The organism is Planococcus sp. APC 3900, from assembly GCF_030407735.1.
GTDB lineage: Bacteria > Bacillota > Bacilli > Bacillales_A > Planococcaceae > Planococcus > Planococcus notacanthi.
Map to the genome: position 1 here is coordinate 1 of NZ_JASDCT010000009.1, position 20,239 is coordinate 20,239.

At 46.5% G+C, this 20,239-nt stretch carries 20 protein-coding genes and 1 riboswitch; of the genes, 6 read left to right on the forward strand and 14 right to left on the reverse strand.

Going from position 1 to position 20,239, the window contains the following annotated elements; all coding sequences use genetic code 11:
- Window positions 1-211 precede the first annotated feature (211 nt).
- The 8 genes from QMA04_RS15885 to QMA04_RS15920 all read right to left on the reverse strand — a co-directional run bounded on the left by QMA04_RS15885 (window position 212) and on the right by QMA04_RS15920 (window position 10,198).
- Complete coding sequence (locus QMA04_RS15885; protein ID WP_191716749.1) at window positions 212-598, reverse strand: FxsA family protein; 387 nt, start codon at window positions 596-598, stop codon at window positions 212-214.
- An 81-nt stretch (window positions 599-679) separates the two neighbouring features.
- A complete protein-coding gene (gene pyk / locus QMA04_RS15890; protein ID WP_290186938.1) occupies window positions 680-2,440 on the reverse strand; it encodes a pyruvate kinase in 1,761 nt (586 codons plus the stop codon).
- Between the two features lie 22 nt (window positions 2,441-2,462).
- Window positions 2,463-3,422 (reverse strand): 6-phosphofructokinase, encoded by a 960-nt coding sequence (pfkA, locus tag QMA04_RS15895; protein WP_203341177.1) that lies wholly within the window; start codon window positions 3,420-3,422, stop codon window positions 2,463-2,465.
- Window positions 3,423-3,597: 175 nt separating this feature from the next.
- Window positions 3,598-4,566 carry an acetyl-CoA carboxylase carboxyl transferase subunit alpha gene (gene accA / locus QMA04_RS15900; RefSeq protein WP_290186942.1) on the reverse strand — a complete coding sequence of 323 codons (969 nt, stop codon included), beginning with the start codon at window positions 4,564-4,566 and terminating at the stop codon, window positions 3,598-3,600.
- Window positions 4,559-5,431, reverse strand: coding sequence for an acetyl-CoA carboxylase, carboxyltransferase subunit beta (accD, locus tag QMA04_RS15905; RefSeq protein ID WP_191716745.1), 873 nt, complete (start codon window positions 5,429-5,431; stop codon window positions 4,559-4,561). Before accD ends, accA begins: the two co-directional genes overlap by 8 nt.
- Window positions 5,415-6,065, reverse strand: coding sequence for a FadR/GntR family transcriptional regulator (locus QMA04_RS15910; protein WP_203341179.1), 651 nt, complete (start codon window positions 6,063-6,065; stop codon window positions 5,415-5,417). Before QMA04_RS15910 ends, accD begins: the two co-directional genes overlap by 17 nt.
- Window positions 6,066-6,178: 113 nt before the next feature.
- A complete protein-coding gene (dnaE, locus tag QMA04_RS15915) occupies window positions 6,179-9,235 on the reverse strand; it encodes a DNA polymerase III subunit alpha (RefSeq protein WP_290187069.1) in 3,057 nt (1,018 codons plus the stop codon).
- 18 nt (window positions 9,236-9,253) lie between these two features.
- Window positions 9,254-10,198: a DHH family phosphoesterase gene (locus QMA04_RS15920; protein ID WP_290186945.1), complete on the reverse strand. Its 945-nt coding sequence runs from the start codon at window positions 10,196-10,198 to the stop codon at window positions 9,254-9,256.
- Between the two features lie 92 nt (window positions 10,199-10,290).
- Here QMA04_RS15920 and QMA04_RS15925 point away from each other — a divergent pair, with 92 nt between their 5' ends.
- Window positions 10,291-10,596, forward strand: a complete 306-nt coding sequence (locus QMA04_RS15925; protein WP_290186947.1) for a YtpI family protein — start codon at window positions 10,291-10,293, stop codon at window positions 10,594-10,596.
- 92 nt (window positions 10,597-10,688) lie between these two features.
- On the opposite strand, the gene QMA04_RS15930 is transcribed toward QMA04_RS15925, so the two are convergent.
- A complete protein-coding gene (locus tag QMA04_RS15930) occupies window positions 10,689-11,996 on the reverse strand; it encodes a DRTGG domain-containing protein (RefSeq protein WP_191716740.1) in 1,308 nt (435 codons plus the stop codon).
- Between the two features lie 403 nt (window positions 11,997-12,399).
- On the reverse strand, window positions 12,400-13,080 hold the full coding sequence (locus tag QMA04_RS15935; RefSeq protein WP_290186949.1) for a metal-dependent hydrolase: 681 nt from the start codon (window positions 13,078-13,080) through the stop codon (window positions 12,400-12,402).
- A 191-nt stretch (window positions 13,081-13,271) separates the two neighbouring features.
- On the opposite strand from QMA04_RS15935, the gene QMA04_RS15940 reads away from it, so the two are divergent.
- Complete coding sequence (locus QMA04_RS15940) at window positions 13,272-14,369, forward strand: M24 family metallopeptidase (protein ID WP_290186950.1); 1,098 nt, start codon at window positions 13,272-13,274, stop codon at window positions 14,367-14,369.
- A gap of 39 nt (window positions 14,370-14,408) precedes the next feature.
- On the opposite strand, the gene ald is transcribed toward QMA04_RS15940, so the two are convergent.
- Entirely contained in the window at window positions 14,409-15,527 is a 1,119-nt protein-coding gene (gene ald, locus QMA04_RS15945; protein ID WP_290186952.1) for an alanine dehydrogenase, read from the reverse strand.
- Between the two features lie 250 nt (window positions 15,528-15,777).
- On the opposite strand from ald, the gene QMA04_RS15950 reads away from it, so the two are divergent.
- Entirely contained in the window at window positions 15,778-16,284 is a 507-nt protein-coding gene (locus tag QMA04_RS15950) for a universal stress protein (protein WP_191716736.1), read from the forward strand.
- 55 nt (window positions 16,285-16,339) lie between these two features.
- On the opposite strand, the gene QMA04_RS15955 is transcribed toward QMA04_RS15950, so the two are convergent.
- Together QMA04_RS15955 and QMA04_RS15960 are read right to left on the reverse strand one after the other, a co-directional pair.
- A complete protein-coding gene (locus QMA04_RS15955; protein ID WP_290186954.1) occupies window positions 16,340-17,278 on the reverse strand; it encodes an NADP-dependent oxidoreductase in 939 nt (312 codons plus the stop codon).
- A gap of 90 nt (window positions 17,279-17,368) precedes the next feature.
- A complete protein-coding gene (locus QMA04_RS15960; protein WP_290186956.1) occupies window positions 17,369-17,770 on the reverse strand; it encodes a DUF4362 domain-containing protein in 402 nt (133 codons plus the stop codon).
- Window positions 17,771-17,928: 158 nt separating this feature from the next.
- Window positions 17,929-17,972, forward strand: a riboswitch (PreQ1 riboswitch).
- 6 nt (window positions 17,973-17,978) lie between these two features.
- Here QMA04_RS15960 and queC point away from each other — a divergent pair.
- The 3 genes from queC to queE are packed head-to-tail and all read left to right on the forward strand — an operon-like array spanning window position 17,979 to window position 19,770.
- Entirely contained in the window at window positions 17,979-18,644 is a 666-nt protein-coding gene (gene queC / locus QMA04_RS15965) for a 7-cyano-7-deazaguanine synthase QueC (RefSeq protein ID WP_290186958.1), read from the forward strand.
- Window positions 18,641-19,066 (forward strand): 6-carboxytetrahydropterin synthase QueD, encoded by a 426-nt coding sequence (gene queD, locus QMA04_RS15970; RefSeq protein ID WP_290186960.1) that lies wholly within the window; start codon window positions 18,641-18,643, stop codon window positions 19,064-19,066. The genes queC and queD overlap by 4 nt, the downstream gene beginning before the upstream one ends.
- Window positions 19,063-19,770, forward strand: a complete 708-nt coding sequence (gene queE / locus QMA04_RS15975; protein WP_290186962.1) for a 7-carboxy-7-deazaguanine synthase QueE — start codon at window positions 19,063-19,065, stop codon at window positions 19,768-19,770. Before queD ends, queE begins: the two co-directional genes overlap by 4 nt.
- A 90-nt stretch (window positions 19,771-19,860) precedes the next feature.
- Here the strand turns inward: queE and QMA04_RS15980 are convergent, their stop codons facing one another.
- Entirely contained in the window at window positions 19,861-20,202 is a 342-nt protein-coding gene (locus QMA04_RS15980) for a zinc ribbon domain-containing protein YjdM (protein ID WP_203341189.1), read from the reverse strand.
- Window positions 20,203-20,239 lie beyond the last annotated feature (37 nt).

Consider the following 20,239-nt stretch of genomic DNA (forward strand, 5'->3'; position numbering starts at 1 on the left):
TTCTAAACCTTTTGACGATGTCATTTAAATCGCTCCTTCTTCAGTTTGATTCATCATTCCAAAAAAAAATGCAGAATGATGTCTCATCTGCGTTTATGAACTTCTGTTTTTATTCCCTTACTTAGCCATTATAATCAACTTTGTAGAATTTGTGAATGGAAACGCTTATAGAATTTAAATTTCCTTTCAAAATCCATGGAAATACCCGGTATTATCCAACGATAACCCGGGTATTTTTCATTTTTTTGTGGATTATTCGGTAAATGAATGGCTTATACATTTTCTGAGTAGGACTAAAAAGCATCGTAAACCCGACTGCATCAGAAATGAAGCCTGGTGTCAGCAACAAAATACCGCCCACCAGAATGAATGCCGCATTCAATAATTGATCCCCAGGAGCTTGAAAACTATTCATGCCATCCTGGATATCCTTTAATGCTTTTAGACCTTGCTTTTTGGCAAGAAAAGCGCCAAGCAAGCCGGTCGCCACAATGATTGCCATTGTTGCAAAGAATCCGAGCTTGCCTCCAGCCCAAATCAGCAAAGCCAATTCCAAAGTCGGTACTATGATCAAGGCCAAGAAAATCCATTTCATCATGTTGACCGGCCTCCTTCTTCTTTACTTTCCTTTGATGCTTTAACGGAGAGCAAAACTCCCTGCTAACTGATTCTCTATTACTTAAAGGACACTCGCGTGGCCATGATAAACTATGCCGGTTTCCGCATCCATTGTAATATCATAGTTGTTCTTAATCAATGAAGTTGCTTCTTTGACACCAACGATTACCGGAATGCCAAGGCTCAAACCGACAACTGCGGCATGGCTCGTCAATCCGCCTTCTTCTGTAATGAGGCCAGCACACTTATTAATAGCCGGCATCATGTCGCGGTCGCTGCCGATCGTAACAATGATTTTGCCTTCTACATCGACTGCCAGCGCTTCTTCTGCGTTTTTGACCACAACAGTTTCACCGAAAGCGACTGTTTTGCCGATTCCCTGTCCTTTTGCAAGGATATCGCCGATTACATGCACTTTCATCAAGTTGGTCGTTCCGGCTTGCCCGACTGGAACGCCCGCCGTAATGACGACAAGATCACCGTGTTTGACATAGCCGTGTTTCAAACTTTCATCCACAGCTTTTTCCAGCAATTCATCCGTCGATTCAACAGACGACCCGACGATTGGCTGAACGCCCCAAACCAATGTTAACTTACGAGCAGGTATATCGGAAGACGTGACAGCAATGATTGGCGCTCCCGGACGGTATTTGGAAATCATTTTAGCAGTTGTTCCGCTTTCCGTCGGTGCAATGATCGCCTGAACTTTCAAGTTCAGTGCAGTGTAGGCAACTGCCTGTCCAATCGCTTCAGTCATATTCGACTCTTTTTCTTTTCTTCTGGTTGAGACGATTTGTTTATAATTCAGTGCCGCTTCCGTTGTTTCTGCGATGCGGTGCATTGTTTCAACAGATTCGATCGGATACAGCCCCGCTGCCGTTTCACCTGACAACATAATAGCGTCTGTGCCATCAAAAATTGCATTGGCCACATCACTTGCTTCTGCACGTGTCGGACGTGGATTGCGTTGCATGGAATCGAGCATCTGTGTAGCTGTAATAACCGGTTTTCCAGCGCTGTTGCATTTATCGATCAATGACTTCTGAACCAATGGCACTTCTTCTGCCGGAATTTCTACACCAAGATCTCCGCGCGCCACCATCAGACCGTCAGATACCATGATGATTTCATCAATGTTGTCGACGCCTTCCTGGTTTTCGATTTTCGGGATGATTTGGATATGGGCTCCGCCGTTTTTCTCAAGAAGCCCTCTGATGTCTAAGACAGCGGCAGCATTTCTGACAAAAGAAGCAGCTACGAAGTCAACTTTTTGTTCAATACCGAATAAAATATCCTGGGCATCTTTTTCAGTGATTCCCGGCAACTGAACTGAAACTCCTGGAACATTGACGCCTTTTTTGGTTTTCAAAGTTCCGGCATTTTCAACTATCGTGTGGATAATTCCATTTGCTTTATCCAGGCTTTCCACGCGCAGTTCAATCAGTCCGTCATCAAGCAAAATGATAGATCCAGCATCTACATCTTCAATCAATTGATCATACGTAATAGAGAATCTTTCAGGAGTCCCCACTACTTCCGTCATGGAGATTTCAATTTTTTGGCCCGTTACCAATTCGATTGAATCGTTCTCCATTTGATGCGTACGGATTTCCGGCCCTTTTGTGTCCAATAGGATGCCGACAATTTTACCCGCTTTATCTGCCGCTTCACGGATCCGTTTGATGCGCAGTGCATGCTCTTCATGGTTGCCGTGTGAAAAGTTCAAACGGGCGACGTTCATTCCCGCTTCAATTAAACGTTCAAGCAGTTCAGGTGATTCACTTGCTGGTCCGATTGTGCAGACGATTTTCGTTTTTCTCAATAAACTCACTCCATTTACCGTATTAAATTGCCAATTCTTTAGATAAAGTATACAAACTCATATCCGCATTATGCTCTGCAGTGAATGCTTCTGTCATATCATAGTCTACCACCTGATGATTTTTCATGCCAATAGCTCGTCCTCCAGCACCGGTAAGCAAAACTTCCACTGCCCGTGCGCCAAACAAACTGCCAAGGACACGATCTCGGGCAGTCGGTGATCCACCGCGTTGAATATGGCCGAGTACCGACACGCGTGTTTCTATATCCGCCTTCTCTTTAATGAGCTCAGCCAGTTCATTGCCGCCCATGACTCCTTCCGCCACAATGATGATGCTGTGGCGCTTGCCTCGGTTGCGGCCTTTTTGGAGACGATCGACCATGTCATCGATATCATAGCTGTCTTCCGGAATGAGGATGGTTTCTGCACCGCCGGCCAGACCTGCCCACAAAGCCAAATCACCGGCATCGCGGCCCATCACTTCGACGATGAACGTCCGTTCGTGGCTTGTCGCGGTATCACGGATTTTATCAATCGCTTCGATAACAGTATTCAATGCCGTATCAAATCCAATGGTGTAGTCGGTTCCCGGAATGTCATTGTCGATGGTTCCCGGAACGCCTACGCATGGAAATCCTCTTTTTGTCAATGCCATCGCTCCACGATAAGAACCGTCGCCCCCAATGACTACTAGCCCTTCAAGACCTTCTTTGCGCATGTTTTCAATCGCTTTTAATTGGCCTTCTTCGGTGCGAAACTCCTCGCAGCGTGCGGAATATAATTTAGTTCCGCCACGCTGGATAATGTCTCCCACATCTCCTGCTTCCAGCTTTTTGATGGTGCCTTCGATCAGGCCCTGATACCCGGAATAAACCCCAGCTACTTCAATGCCATGGAAAATCCCTTTACGGACAACTGCCCGAACAGCTGCATTCATGCCCGGCGAATCTCCTCCGCTGGTCAACACTCCAATTTTCTTCATTGATATACCCCTCCTGCAGTCCATTTACTCTGTTTACCTTACCACGCCAAGGCGTTGCTGTCAGTCCTGAATAGCCTTCAAACTTGTTAAGATTTTGTTTGCAAAATCCAAAGCTTATTTAATTCAGGTGCCTCAATTTTCCGAAAACAAAAAGAACCGCCGAGGCGGTTCTCCATCATTCACTGAAAACACCGATTGATTTGAACTTCCGGTAACGCTGGTCAATCAGTTCTTCAGAGGTCATGCCATTCAATTCCTCAAGGGAACGGCGGATCGCCTCAGAAATGATTGCCGCCTGCCGCTGTGGATCATGATGTGCACCACCGCGCACTTCCGGAATCATGTGTTCAATTATCTTCATTTCCAACAAGTCGGGTGCAGTGATTTTCATGGCTTCAGCTGCTGTTTGCGCAAGAGCCGAATCTTTCCATAAAATCGATGCCGCGCCTTCAGGCGAGATAACCGAGAAAGTTGAGTTTTCCAGCATCAAAATCTGGTTGCCGACGCCAAGTGCCAATGCGCCCCCGCTACCTCCTTCACCGATGACAATAGATAGGACAGGAACTTCCAGCCCGGCCATTTCCACAAGGTTCCGCGCAATCGCTTCGCTTTGCCCACGTTCTTCAGCTGCTTTACCCGGATACGCCCCTTTCGTGTCTATCAGGCAAATGATCGGACGCTTGAATTTCTCCGCCTGCTTCATCAAGCGCAAAGCTTTCCGGTAGCCTTCAGGATGCGGCATGCCGAAATTCCGTCTGACATTCTCTTTCGTATCTTTGCCGCGCTGATGGCCGATAATCGTAACCGGCTGGCCGTGAAAAGAAGCGATTCCACTGACGATCGCTTCATCGTCCCCGTAAAGGCGATCGCCATGCAATTCGATAAAGTCATTAAAAATCAATGGGATATAGTCGAGAGTAGTCGGCCGTTCCGGATGGCGAGCCACTTGGACACGGTCCCAAGGTTTCATGTTTTCGTATATCTCTTCTTCAAGCTTGGAGAACCTGTCTTCCAGAGACTTGATTTCCGAACTCAAATCAACTTCGGCATTCGCTGTATACTCCTTCAGCTCTGAGATTTTTGTTCTCAGCTGAATAAGCGGTTCTTCAAAAGGCATTGTTTTTTTTCCGTTTTTCTTAGCCATTGGTCACGGCTCCTTTCGTGTGGAGACGCACAATCGTCGCCAGCGTATCTTTCATTGACGCCCGGTGAACGACTGCATCCAGTTGTCCGTGGGCCAGTAAAAATTCAGCAGTCTGAAAGTCTTCCGGCAATTTCTCGCGCACGGTCTGTTCAATAACCCGGCGTCCTGCAAAACCGATCAATGCTTTTGGTTCAGCGATATTGATATCCCCCACTGATGCAAAACTTGCGGAAACGCCGCCTGTTGTCGGATGCGTCAGAACTGAGACAAAAAGCAGGCCTTCGTTGCTGTGGCGTTTCAAAGCCACACTGGTTTTTGCCATCTGCATCAACGACAGAACGCCTTCTTGCATACGTGCTCCACCGCTCGCTGTAAAAATGATAAAAGGCAATTTGCGCTCAGTAGCTGCTTCAATGGCACGCGTAATCTTCTCTCCAACAACCGACCCCATAGAACCCATCCGGAAATGGGAATCCATAATCGCTACTACAATCGGATGGCCAAACAGCTGGCCGGTACCAGTCAAGACCGCTTCATTCAAACCGGTTTTTTCACTGTCTGCCTGGACTTTTTCTGTATAGCCAGGAAAGCCGAGTGGGTTTTCCGATTTTAAATGATCGTCCATCGATTCGAAGCTTCCGGCATCCAGCAAACTATTGACACGTTCATAAGCAGTCATCTTAAAATGATGGTCGCATTTTGGACAAACCTTATTATTTTTATCTAAATCCTTCGTCAATGTAATTTCTTTACAGGAAGGACATTTAGTCATCAAGCCTTCTGGGACATCCTTTGCAGATTTCGTAGGTATGGTCGCCTCTTTGCTGTCTTTATTGCGTTTAAAAATATCACGAATCATTGCCATTGCGTATTCTCTCCTTTTGTAGCCATTCATTCCAGGCCCGAAACTCCCGAACGGCCGTCTCTGCATCTTGCTGCTCAATTGCAGTAAGTATATGGTTCATGTGTTCAATTTCATCAGAAGTGACAGTTCCATCATATGGATTTCCGCTGTATTGCTTCAATAGAAACCAGATTTTCAATGACAATCGATTGCCCGACAGCACCATCAGTTCACGGACAAAGTCTTCTCGCTGAAAGCTGTCGTTTGTAAGGTGCAGCCGAAAACTGTCCCAGACCTTCATTTGGCTGGCTGCTTCATTTTGGCAAATAGACTGGATCGCGGCCACTTCATGGAGCAAGCGCGTTTCCCAGACATCTTTATGCGACTGATTGTCCTGCAGGACGAACGTCGACAACACCTCAACCAATGTATGGTTGCGATGGTCAGACAGAAATGTACCTTCACCTCTGCGCGTTTCGATCAACCCAAGCAATTCCAAACTGCGCAATGCTTCCCGCAGCGTTGAGCGACCTACTTGCATGGTTTCGGCCAATTCCCTTTCAGATGGAATGCGGTCACCCGGCTTGATTTTTTCCTGCCGGATCATATCACGAATGTCCCTGACTATATCCAAATACCGTTTAGTTTGATTCATGACAGTTCCTCAGTTCCCATTTTTTTGAAAGTGGTCTGACCACTCATATTCTATACCTTACAAAAAAAATATGGCTACGTAAAGAAAAAACTGCTTTTCTTTTAGAAAAGCAGTCAGGTTTCTATATTCTTGCAGATAATCGCTGTTTTATGGTTGCGGTTTTCGACTTGCCCCTGAATTTCGAGGATGGCATGGGACTCAAGAAGAAGGTTGTATTTGGCATATTCTACTGGAAACAATGTGACAGAAGCTGGACCAGTTTCATCCACTAAGGTCACAAATGCCATAGCATCTCCTTTTTTTGTCCGGATCCGTTTAATATCTTCCACCATTCCAAGTACCCTAACCGATTCACGGTCCCGTTTTGTATGAAGTGATTTCAGTTCATTATAGGATTTCTGCCTTTCTTCTTTTTCCCGTTCAACCGGATGCTTAGACAAATAAAAGCCCAGCACTTCTTTTTCGTAATCGAGTTTCAGACTTTCCGGGAGTTCCGTTGCTTTGGTGTATTTCGGTTTCATGAAGCTCGACCCCATATCATCAAATAGGCCGGGGTCTTCATTCGGCTTAACCAGTTCAGCATGTTTGATGGCGCTATCCAGCGATGCCAGCAAAACACTGCGGTCATACCCAAAGTCATCCAAAGCTCCTGCTTTGATCAAGGGTTCAAACGATTTCCTGTTGAAATGCAAGGCTGAAATCCGTTCGGCAATATTGAACAGGCTGCTGAACGGCCCATCTTCTCTTGCGTTCAGCAACGCTTTGATCGTTGTTCCCGGAACTCCTTTTACCGCATTCAACCCAATCCGGATCTTGCCGTCTTCTACAGAAAAGGAATGGCGGCTTTGCTGAACAGAAGGCGGCAGCAATGGAATTTTATTATCTTTGATTTCCTGCAGCAACTGTCTCGTTTTATCCGCATTCCCCGCGCTGTTGCCCAACAACCCGGTATAGAAATGAACCGGATAATGGGTCTTCACATAGCTCAGCTGATAGGAAATGATGCTGTAGGCGACGGCATGGCTTTTCGGAAAACCGTAATCCGCGAAACGGACAATCAAATCGTAGACTTCTGATGCTTCCGCTTCTGTAAAACCTTTCGCTTTGGCTCCAAGGGCAAAATGCGCGCGTTCTTGATCCAAAATCTCGCGTTTCTTTTTGCTGACTGCACGCCGCAACAAGTCGGCTTCTCCCAAAGAAAAGCCGGCCATCTTCGCTGCAATGTGCATAATCTGTTCCTGATAAACGATGACGCCATAAGTCTCGCTTAAAATGGGTTCCAGAATCGGGTGGACATATTTCACAGTTTCCTGCTTGTGTTTCCGTCTTGCATATAACGGAATGAATTCCATTGGACCTGGCCGGAACAAAGCATTTACTGCGACGATGTCACCGAATGCCGTGGGTTTAATTTGACGGAGCGCCCCGCGCATGCCCTCGGATTCCAATTGGAAGACACCGGTTGTATCGCCAGCAGCCAGCAGCTTGAACGTTTCAGCATCCGTCAACGGAATATTCCGGTAGTCTATCCGTTTTTTCGTATCCCAATAAATCAAGTTGCGGATTTGTTCCAGGATCGTTAAATTGCGCAGACCCAAAAAGTCCATTTTCAGTAAGCCGATCGCTTCCAGTTCCTGCATAGGCCATTGCGTCAAATAAATGCCTTCATGCCCTTTTTCAATCGGGACATGGTCAACCAGCGGCGATGGACTTAAAATCACTCCTGCTGCATGGGTTGAAGCATGGCGCGGCAGCCCTTCCAATTTCAGTGCTGTCTTGAACCAAGTTTTGCGCTCTTCCCGCTCCATGATCCAGCTCTCCAAAGTCTGCGATTCTTTGAGGGCCAACCGGAGCGTAGTGCCTGGACGATTCGGAATCATTTTCGAAATCGCATCCAGCTCTTCAGCTTCAAAACCGAACACGCGGGCTGTATCACGGGCAACGGCTTTTGCCGATAAGGTGCCGAAGGTGATAATTTGGGCGGTTCGGACCGCTCCATATTTTTCCGCTACATATTCCACTACTTCGTGCCGTCTGTGATCCGCAAAATCAATATCGATATCGGGCAGCGTTACGCGTTCTGGATTCAAGAAGCGTTCAAACAGCAAACCGTGTTCGAGAGGATCCACATCTGTGATTTTCAGTGAATACGCCACAAGCGAACTGGCCGAAGATCCACGCCCAGGGCCTGTCATGATGCCCTGGTCTTTGGCATATTTCATGAAATCCGAAACAATGAGGAAATAATCGATAAATCCCATCGTTCCAATCACAGACAACTCATAATCCAATCGGTCCTGATAGTCCCGTGAATAGCCGGGGACCCGTTCAGCCAACCCCGATTTGCACAACTCTGCAATAAAAGCCGCTTTGTCGGTTTCTTTCGGCAATGGGAATACTGGCAGCAGTTGGCGGTTCATCGGAATCGTCAACTGGCAGCTTTTCAAGACATCCGCTGTTCGCTGGAACCATTCCGGACGGTCAGCGAACCAGGACTCGAACTCTTGTCGGCTCGGCACATAGGCATTGGTGTGCTCAGGTTTCTTTCTTTCCGGATCTTCCATCTTCAAGCCCTGGCCAATGGCCGATGCCACTTCATAGGCAAATGCATCTTGTTGGTGCAGGTAACGGCTTTCCTGTGAAGCGATAATCGGTAAGCCCATATTTTCGCAGATGCCGACAAATGCAGGTTCATGTTCCGATGTTATTCCGCCTGGCCGTTCAATGCTTCCAAAAGCTGCTGAGCCGAATAAATGCTTAACGTATTCAAATACCAGGCTGCGGTCGGTCAATAACCATTCTGTCTTATTGGGAATAACACAAATCAACCCTTCTCGATAGGCTTTGAGCCATTGCTCAGGGATGGCCTCTTTGTCTCTTGTCGACAAGGCACTGGAGATTTTCAGCAAATTGCCGTAGCCTTTATTCGATTGGGCATATAAAACGACCGGATAGGATTGCTCTTCGTATTCGATAGCCGCCGAAAGGCCGACCACCCCATGGATGCCGGCACGGCGGCATGCTTCCCAAAAAGGAAGAATACCATATAATTTGGTGTTGACGATTGCGGCTGAAGCGGCTCCTTGTTCCTTCAGATATGGGAAAAGTTCGTCAAGGCGTACCGTGCTTTTCAGCAAATCAGCCGATGTGCTTATATGCGGATAAACCATTGACAACCGACTCCCTCCTTAGTTTGCAGCAGCACAGATTTCGGCAAGGCGTGCGATAACCTGGTCAGCTTCCTGCCATGAATAAGCAGTTGCACCGGATGCCAACGGATGTCCTCCGCCTCCGAATTCCTTCGCTAGTGTATTGATGATCGGCCCTTTTGAGCGCAGGCGTACACGGATTTCAGTGTCTTCTTCAATCAAGATGACCCACGCTTTCATGCCTTTTACATTGCCGAGCGATCCGACCAGCAAAGAGGTGTCGGTTGCCGTTACGTCAAATTCCTTGAGAATATCCTTGGTGATTTTAACATGGGCCGCACCGTTTTTATCCATTTTGAAGTTTTGGTACATATAGCCCTGCAAATGCAATAATTTGCGGTCCATTTCATACATGCCGTTATGCAATGCGTTGCGGTCAAAATCGTATTTGATAAGTTCGCCTGCAACCGCAAATGTTTTTTGTGTCGTACTTGGGAACAGGAAACGTCCCGTGTCTCCAATAATTCCTGCATACAGCAGACGGGCTGCTTTTGCCGTCATCGTCCAGCCCTCGTGGTCACGGCCATATGTAAATAACTCGTAGATCAATTCAGAAGCGGAACTTGCGGTCGTATCAACGGAAACAATGTCGCCGTAAGCATCATCATTCGGGTGGTGATCGATTTTAATGAGCTTGGCACCCGTCTTGTAGCGCTGATCGTCCACACGCTCCGTATTCGCCGTATCGGTCACGATCACCAATGCGCCTTCAAAATCCTGATCTTCTACCAGATCAGGAAAGTCCAGGAAGTCCATTGTGTAATCATGGGTGCCGGCAGCCAGGATGCGTTTGTCCGGATAATTGTGTTCCAAAATATATTTCAGGCCAAGCTGTGAACCATAGGCATCCGGGTCTGGGCGCACATGGCGGTGAATGATAATGGTACTGTATTGTTTAATTGTGTCGATGATTTGACTGTTCATTTCCGAGTTCCTCCATTTATAAGGAAATCCATTCGCAATTTTGCTCAATTCTCAGTACAATGAAAATGAGTTTTGGAATTCAGGAGGTCCCTATGTTAATATTCGTTGTTTTAATCATTGTATCATTTGTCGTTTATTTTTATAACAAAACCAAGCAATTCCGCACCCGCTCCGTTTTGCCGATACGCAAAAAATGGTACGCAGCACGCGCATCCATGGCTTTGGGTAGTTTTGTCACTTTATTCGGCATTAATCAGCTATTCGTTTTCCAGAGCACGGTCACCTACATCGTCTCAGCTATTTTCATCGTCCTTGGCTTAGCGCTTATGTATTACAATTACAAAGCAGCACGCCATTACCAAACATTCCTGGAGGAAGAAGCGGACTTGAACCCGTAAGCCCCTTTTTCTCCTTAGGAATGTTCAGGCAGCAGATGCACTCGATCATCGAGTGTTCCTGCTGCCTTTTTTATGGATGGAATTCACTTATCTCAACGGTCCAACAATTGGAAAGTCAAAATGGCTTTACCGACGATTTCATTTTCCAGGGAAACTTCCACTTCTACTTTGGCCGATTTTCGGCTGATGTCGAGAATCTGGGGTTTGACGAATACCAAGGTATCCAATTGGACCGGCTTCAGGAAATAAACAGACATGTTTTCCAACACACTGTCTTTTCGGTTTTTGGTTTTCAGCGCCGCTCCTGCCGCTTCCGTCAAGATCATCGTATAGGCACCATGGGAAATCGAGCCATAAGCATTGGTCATTTGCGGCGTTACCCGGAATTCCAACATCAATTTATCGCCCGTCTGCTGATGCAGCTGGCTTTTGATGATGTCATCAATCGTTTCGCCTTGCTGCGGCTGGCGTTGGGCGGTTTGAATCGCTTTCAGGACATCCTGCCTGCTGATGACCCCTTTTAATTTGCCGTGGTCATCTGCGACCGGCAGTAAATCGATGCCTTCCCAAATCATACGGTGCCCAGCAGCGGCCACACTGGTTTGCATCGAAACTGTGATTGGATCTTTGGTCATCGCTTTTTCAACCAAATCCGTCGGCTGATGGCCGATAACATCTCTTGATGTGATGATTCCCACCAGTTTATTGGAATGATCGACGACCGGAAAACCGCCATGGGTCGTTTCTTCATTCAAATCATGGTAACGGCTGATCGGATCTTTTACATTCAAATGTGCCGTCACTTCCAACGGAATCAAAATATCTTCAATCAACAGAATTTCTTTTTTGATCAATTGATCGTAAATGGCACGGTTGATCATGGTCGCTACAGTAAAGGTGTCATAGCTTGTCGAAATGACCGGCAGTTCAAATTCATCCGCCAGTTTTTTCACCCCTTCAGATGCTTCAAACCCGCCTGTCACAAGTACTGCCGCTCCGGCTCGCAATGCATATTCATGTGCTTTGTAACGATTTCCGACAATCAGCAGATTGCCGGCTTCGGTATAGCGCATCATGTCTTCCAGCTGCATAGCCCCAATAACGAATTTATTGAGGGATTTATGCAATCCGGCTCTGCCGCCCAATACCTGGCCATCAACAATATTGACGATTTCAGCATAGGTCAGCCGCTCAATGTTCTCTTTTTTCTTGCGTTCGATGCGAATGGTTCCGACACGTTCAATCGTCGACACCAATCGTTTCGTCTCCGCTTCTTTGATAGCCCGGTAAGCGGTACCTTCACTGACCTGCAAATCTTTCGCAATGCGCCGCACGGAAATTTTTTCCCCTACCGCTAAAGTCTCAATATAATCCAATATCTGTTCATGTTTAGTCGCCATGATTTCACCCATTCTTTCTACGTAGCTGTACATTATAGTGTAGCATAATTACAAGAAAAGTGGAGACGGGCGTCCTGGTCCGACAGGCGTAAGACGATCTGGCTGAGCGGCGTTTTTTCAGCCGAACTGCCAGAGGGGCTTACGTACCGAGGAACAGCCCGTCGCAACTGGACAAGAGAAAAGTGGAGGCGATCATGTTTGCCCTGATCGGCATAAGACAGACCGGCGAAGCGGCGTCTCTTCAGCCGCACAGCTGGGCAGGCTTATGACCAGAAGGGCTGATTGCCGTAACTGGACAATCGAAAAGTGGAGGGAGCCAATGCAAGACGGTCCATAAGAGTAACCGCTCAAAAAAAGAAAAACAAAACCCGAAAAGCCTCTGCTCTTCGGGGTTTTGAACTTATTATAATTCGATGCTGCCACCTGGCTGCAGAATATTCACTTCTGCACCTTTTACCAGTGACTTGAAATGCTCCGGATCTTGTTTGATTGGCGGGAACGTATTGTAATGGATCGGCACCACTACTTTCGGCTTTAACAATTCAACCGCATACGCTGCATCTTCCGGCCCCATAGTGAAAAAATCGCCGATGGGCACAAACGCTACATCAATTTCATTGCGTTCCCCAAGAATTTTCATGTCACCGAAAACTTCGGTATCGCCGGCATGGTAAACTGTCTTGCCTTCAGCCTTAAAGAGGATTCCGGCTGGCATACCGCCGTATACCACTTCACCTTCTTCAGTAGTATAGGAAGAACTATGAAATGCTTTTGTGAATTTCACTACGCCAAAATCAAATTCATGTGCGCCGCCCAGATTCATTCCAGCAGCATTCACTCCCTGGCTGCCCAAATAATTAGCCAACTCAACTGGCGCCACAACTTGTGCATTATTGCTTTTTGCCAATTCCACAGTATCTCCAACATGGTCGTTATGTGCATGCGTCAATAAAATCGCCGTGGGTTTTTCATCCCCTACTTTCAAGTCTGTCAATTCGTTGCCGTTGATGAACGGGTCGATTAAAATCGTGTGCTCACCCGTTTTGATTTTTACAATGGAATGTCCGTGATATGAGATGTGCATGAAATCCCTCCAAAAAGTTTTTAAATAATGATGGATATAAGAGCTGAACTGGTTCTTTCTGATAAAAGCTGACAAAATGTCTTCATCCTGTTTTCGGGCTGATTGAATGGTGAAGCGCTGGTTAATTCAACTCACATAGCTGTTTTATACCCTGATTTTTGATATGCTACACATGTAGAGGAGGAATACATATGACCAAAATCAAGCAATTACAGAATTATTTAAAGGAACAATCAATCGATGCGGCGTTCATCACCGATCCTTATAACGTCTTTTACGTCAGCGGTTTCCAAAGCAACCCGCATGAACGCCTGCTGGGTGTAATGGTCTTCGCTGAAGCTGAGCCATTTCTGATCTGTCCGAAAATGGAAATGCCCGACGCAAAAAACGCAGGATGGACGGGCGAAATCATCGGGCACGAAGATACACAGAACTCTATGGAAATCCTGTTCAACACCGTCCAATCGCGTGGAGTTGAAGTGAAGGCATTGGCAATCGAAAAAGCGCATATGACGGTTGACCGTTACGATGCCATTCTTTCATTATTCGGCTCGCTCCAAATTGTCCAAATGGATGACCAGCTGAATGCTATGCGGGTCATCAAAGACAATGCAGAACTTCAGATTTTGCGTGAAGCGGCAGCATTGGCTGATTATGCCATCGAAGTTGCGGCCAAAACAATTAAAGAAGGCATCACCGAAGTTGAAGTGATGACTGAAATTGAATTGGCTTTGAAAAAACGCGGCGTAACCCATATGTCTTTCGATACGACCGTATTGGCTGGAGATAAGGCCGCGTCGCCTCACGGCAAAACCGGTGACCGGAAACTGCAGAATGGTGATTTGGTTTTATTCGACCTTGGCGTTGTCCATAAAGGCTATTGTTCGGACATCACCCGCACATTGGCACTTGGTGAACCAGGCGAAGAGCAGAAAAAAGTATATGAGATTGTCTTGAAAGCTGAAACGGCTGCACTCGAAGCCGTCAAACCAGGTGTTACTGCAGCTGAACTCGACCAGATTTCACGTAAGGTCATTACGGATGCAGGATACGGTGACTATTTCACGCACCGCCTGGGACATGGCCTCGGCATCTCCGTGCATGAATTCCCTTCTATCCACGGTGCGAATCCGATGAAGATGGAAAAAGGGATGGTCTTTACTTTGGAGCCTGGCATTTACGTTCCCGGCACAGTCGGCGTTCGCATCGAAGACGATGTGGCGGTTACAGAAGACGGCTATGAAGTGTTGACGAAATTCCCGAAAGAACTTCAGATCATTACAAATTAATTATAAAAATGGCATCGGATTTTCTCCGATGCCATTTTTTTATTTTCCTAATATCTCGTCGACTGACTTATATTCCAGTCCCTGATCAGCAGCCACTGCCTGGTAGGTGACATGGCCCCCCAATGTATTTACTCCTTTTTTCAAAGCTTCGTTTTCGGAGATTGCTTTTGCAAATCCTTTATTCGCGATCTGCACGGCGTAGGGTACTGTAACGTTCGTCAAACCAATTGTTGAAGTTCTGGGAACAGCACCGGGCATATTCGCGACTGCATAATGAACGACTCCATGTTTCACATAGGTCGGTTCATCGTGGGTCGTGATGCGATCACTGGTTTCAAAAATTCCGCCTTGGTCAATCGCGATATCAACCACCACGGAACCCGGATTCATGGATTTGATCATGTCTTCTGTCACCAATTTAGGTGCTTTCGCCCCCGGAATCAAAACAGCTCCAATAACCAAATCCGCCTTTTTCACGGATTCTGCAATATTCAGCGGATTGGACATCAAGGTCTGTACATCCTGACCGAACTGGTCATCCAATTGACGCAAGCGATCGGGATTCAAATCCAGGATCGTCACATTCGCCCCCATTCCAACGGCTACTTTTGCAGCGTTGGTTCCCGCTACACCTGCACCGATTATGGCAACATTCCCTCGGCCGACGCCGGGAATACCGCCTAGCAGAATCCCTGCACCGCCGTGTATCTTCTCGAGGAACTGAGCTCCGATCTGCGTGGACATCCGGCCTGCCACTTCACTCATTGGTGTCAGCAACGGCAAGGAATTGTTGGGCAACTGCACCGTTTCGTACGCAATGCCTGTCACTTTAGCTTCCAGCAATGCCTGAGTCAACTCTTTTTCAGGCGCTAGATGCAGATAGGTGAACAGAATCAGTCCTTCCCGGAAATAACGGTACTCTTCCTGGACGGGTTCTTTTACTTTCATGACCATTTCCTGTGCCCAGGCTTCGTCCGCTGTTTCAACAATTTTCGCACCAGCTGCACTGTAATCTTCATCGGTAAAACCGGAACCCAGACCAGCGCCCGACTGAATAAATACATCATGCCCATGAACTTCAAGATTGACTACGCCGGCCGGTGTCATGGCTATTCTGTTTTCATTGTTCTTTACTTCTTTCGGTACACCAATTCGCATTTCGAAACCCTCCATCATTTTAAGTAGTTTAATCCGGTACAATAGATTGTTTATTCTGATATCTACTTTATTCTATCAGACTTCACTTGTTTCCGCTGTCATATCAGCTGCCCTCCTTTCTGATGCTGTTACCAGAAGGACTCATCACCGTCTTTAATTTGACAAATATTCAGTAAAATTAACTTCAATTTAGAAGGAACTCTTGCAGTTATAGCGAATAGTATAAGTAGAGACAAAGGAGGAATGTAGGATGACATTAAAGTATAGTCAGATTCTTGTAGCAGTAGACGGGTCAAAAGAAGCGGAATGGGCATTCAAAAAATCGGTCGGCATAGCTGAGCGGAACAATGCCACATTAAATTTGGTGAACGTAATCGACACCCGCTCATTTGCAGCAATTGAAGCATATGACCGCTCCATCGCCGACCGCGCCCAAAAATTCGCCGAAGACCTGCTGGAAGATTATAAGAAAGAAGCTTTAGCAGGCGGGGTTCAAAAAGTGAATATTGTTGTTGATTATGGTTCTCCAAAAACAATGATTTCAAGAGAGTTGGCTCAAAAAGTGGAAGCAGACCTAATCGTCTGTGGTGCTACCGGATTAAATGCAGTTGAACGTTTCTTAATCGGAAGCGTATCTGAACACATTGTCCGTTCTGCAAAATGCGATGTTTTGGTCGTCCGTACAGAAGAAGCCCAAAACGATGCTCCCGATGAATATTATTCAGAAGACAAATCAGGTAAACCTGAAAACTTCTAAAATAACAGACGAAAAAAGCCTCTCACATAATTTTGTGAGAGGCTCTTTCGTTTTATTAAGCTTTTATTTTGATGATTATTTTTCCTCTGGCATGATGAGATTCACTTAACTCATGTGCATCTTGCAAACCTCGTTCAGTAAATGCAAATACTTCACCGATTGTAGGCTTCAATTCGCCAGATACATAAAGGTTTGCTAACTTTTTTAATTGCTCTCCACTCGGTTCCAGCCAAAAGTCACTGGCCTTCACTTCGTGTTGCTCCGCTTTTTCAGCAGAAGGCTGTCCAGCAATGGAGATCAATTTCCCACCTTTTTTCAGGACCTTAAAGCTTTTATCGAGAACTTCGCCGCCCATCGTATCCAATACTGCGTCGAAATCTTCCAGCAGCTCGCTGAAATCTTCTTCACGGTAGTTGATGACCCGATTGGCTCCCAAAGATTTAACCAATTCATCGTTTTTATCGCTGGCCGTTGTCGCCACATAAGCACCGATGCTGTTGGCAATTTGAATGGCCATACTGCCGACACCGCCGGCTCCCGCATGGATCAGCACTTTGTCGCCTTTTTTCACTTCTGCAAAGTCCACAAGACATTGGTAAGCTGTCAATCCCGTCAACGGAATTGCGGCCCCCTCTTCGAATGTCATACTTTCCGGCATATGCGCAAGCAAGTCTTCATCCACAGGCACATATTCTGCATAGGTTCCTTGACGCGTAGTTGCAGGTCTTGCGAAAACACGGTCGCCCACTTTAAAGTGCTTTACGTCTTTGCCAACTTCAGCAATGGTGCCTGCTGCATCCCAACCTAAAATAATTGGAAACTCCCAAGGCAGCATCTCTTTCAAATATCCTTCACGCAATTTCCAGTCAATCGGGTTGATGGAAGTAGCATGGATCTCCACCAGAACCTGATTGTCCGTAATTGCCGGTTTATCCACTTGCTGTTCCTTTAATTGTTCTTTGCCGCCGTAACTGTCAATGACGATTGCTTTCATCTCACATCTCTCCTTCCGTTATTATCAAATATACCCTTATACAGAAAAATTACTCATAAAAAACTTGGTGATATTTGGTGGTAAAGCGTCTTACCAGGTTTCGTGCAGAATGGTATCCCATCCGGATTCAGGGTCACATTCCCGCAGAACATATATCGCTTCAGTTTCGGAAGTCAGAATCAGGATTGATTCGCATTGTCTGATGACAACTTCTTCAGAACTGAACTGATCTTCTCTATTATCTTCTACGGACTCAATTTTGTTGCCATCAAAATGCAGATCATGATAGATGGGATCACCTTCTGTCGTGTAGCTGATCACTCTTACGGCATCTTCTTCTCCATTTTCCGTGTGTTCATAAAACTCATACAGGCGCTCCCCGTTCGTGATTTCGCCTTGAGCATCTTCGATGATATCTCCTTCTTCAAACGATTCCCGGTTGCAGGCAACTGCTGTTGCTGCTATCAACACCAGTAAAGCGATTCGTTTCATCTCTACACCTCCCATTGCAGATTAGACGCATTGCGTATTGAATAATTACAGATTTCATCATTGACCGGCTTGCGGGTAACGCATTTGTCTGATGACATCACAAGCTTTCTGTCAATTGTTTCCTCTAGTGCACAATATGTTATCATTAAAACTGTTCGTTCAAAGAGGTTCGCAAACTCCCTCTCTAAAAAACTAAGGAGTGTTACAGATGAAAAATGAAAAAGCAGTCGTTGTTTTCAGCGGCGGCCAGGACAGCACCACTTGCCTGTTTTGGGCCATCAAGAATTTTAAGGAAGTGGCCACGGTCACATTCGATTATGGCCAGCGCCATTCAGCTGAAATTGAATGCGCACGAAAAATCGCCGAAGAACTCGGCGTCTCGTTCAAAGTATTGGATATGACGTTGATCAACCAATTATCCGCGAATGCATTGACGCGTGATGATATCGCCGTAAGTGATGAAGAAGGACAACTGCCTTCCACTTTTGTACCAGGCAGAAACCACTTATTTCTGTCTTTTGCAGCGGTTTATGCAGATGCCATCGGTTCACGGCATTTGATCACCGGCGTCAGCCAAACGGATTTCAGCGGTTATCCCGATTGCCGGGATACTTTTATCCGCTCGTTGAATGTCACATTGAATTTGGCCATGGACAAGCAATTCATTATCCATACCCCGCTGATGTGGCTCGATAAAGCCGAAGTATGGGAGCTCTCTGACACACTTGATGCATTTGAGTTTGTCCAGAAGAAAACGCTGACCTGCTATAACGGCATCCCGAGCACCGGTTGTGGCCATTGCCCGGCCTGTCAATTGCGCAATGATGGGCTTGCCCGCTATCAGGCGAAAAAATCAGCAGGTACAATCATATGATGCAGCAATTTTATCCGACAGCTACGCATAACTTTCAATTCGAACTCAATAAAGACCTGCATTTCTCTGCAGCACATTTTATTCCCAGCGAAGATGCCGGGAAATGCCGGATGATGCACGGCCATACTTACCACCTGAACATTACCATTGCCGGCAATGAGCTTGACGCCACCGGCTTCCTGATTGACTTTAAATTGCTGAAAGAATTGATTCATAAAAAATACGACCACAGTGTCTTGAATGATCATGCTGAATTTGCAACTAAATTTCCCACTACTGAATTGCTTGCCCAGCAGGTTTGGCAGTCCATTCAGCATGTGCTGAAAACGAAAAGCAACCGGCCCGACTGCCTGCAGGTCATTGTCCGCGAAACGCCGACAAGCTATGTGGTCTACCGGCCGCGCAAGGAAGACCTGTCATGAGAATTCCCGTCATGGAAATCTTTGGTCCGACTATACAGGGAGAAGGCATGGTCATGGGGCAAAAAACCATGTTCGTGCGCACCGCTGGATGCGACTATTCCTGCTCTTGGTGCGATTCAAAATTCACTTGGGACGGCACAGGCACCAGCACTTCCAAGCAGCCTGAAGATATTATTGAAGAATTGATCCACATAGGCGGCAAGGCATTTTCACACGTCACCATTTCCGGAGGCAATCCTGCACTTCACAAAGGCATAGCTGAATTGGTCGATCTTTGCCACCAGCAGGGCTGGAAAGTTGCTGTTGAGACACAGGCCTCCATTTGGCAAGACTGGCTGGCAGCAATCGATGACATCACCTTATCGCCTAAACCACCCAGCTCAGGCATGTCGACGGATTTTGCCAAATTGGATTTCTTTATCGACAAACTGCAAAACGCCAATGTCAGTTTGAAAGTCGTTGTATTCGACCAGGATGATTTTGCCTATGCAGAAAATCTTCATCAGCGTTATCCAGCTGTTCCGTTCTTTCTTCAGACCGGCAATGAAGACACAGCGACAACGGATGACACGCAGCTGGTCGCCGATTTGCTGCAGCGGTACGAGCAATTGATCGATTACCATGTACGCTCTTCCGTTATGAACGACGTGAAGGTATTGCCTCAATTGCACACGTTGGTTTGGGGCAATAAACGCGGCGTATGACAGTTGGCCGAGTAGAATAGCTGTTAGTTTCTTTATAATCGAAAGACCCCGTGCAAACTTTTCGCTAAGTTTGCACGGGGTCTTTTCACGTTACACTTTTTTGACGAATTCCGATTTCAGCTTCATTGCGCCAAAACCATCAATTTTGCAATCGATGTTATGGTCGCCTTCTACCAAACGGATACTCTTTACTTTAGTGCCAATCTTCAAAGTAGAAGAACTGCCTTTGACTTTCAAATCTTTGATGACAGTAACCGCGTCTCCATCTTTCAGAAGCGTGCCATTGGCATCTTTAACAAGCTGTTCTGCTTCCGCGTTTTCAGCCTCAGCTACAAGGCTCCACTCGTGAGCGCATTCCGGACATACCAGCAAGCGGCCATCTTCATACGTATACTCAGAGTTGCATTCGGGACAATTCGGTAAATTTTCCATTGATTTTTCCTCCAGCTGGTCTTGCAGTATCTCAAGC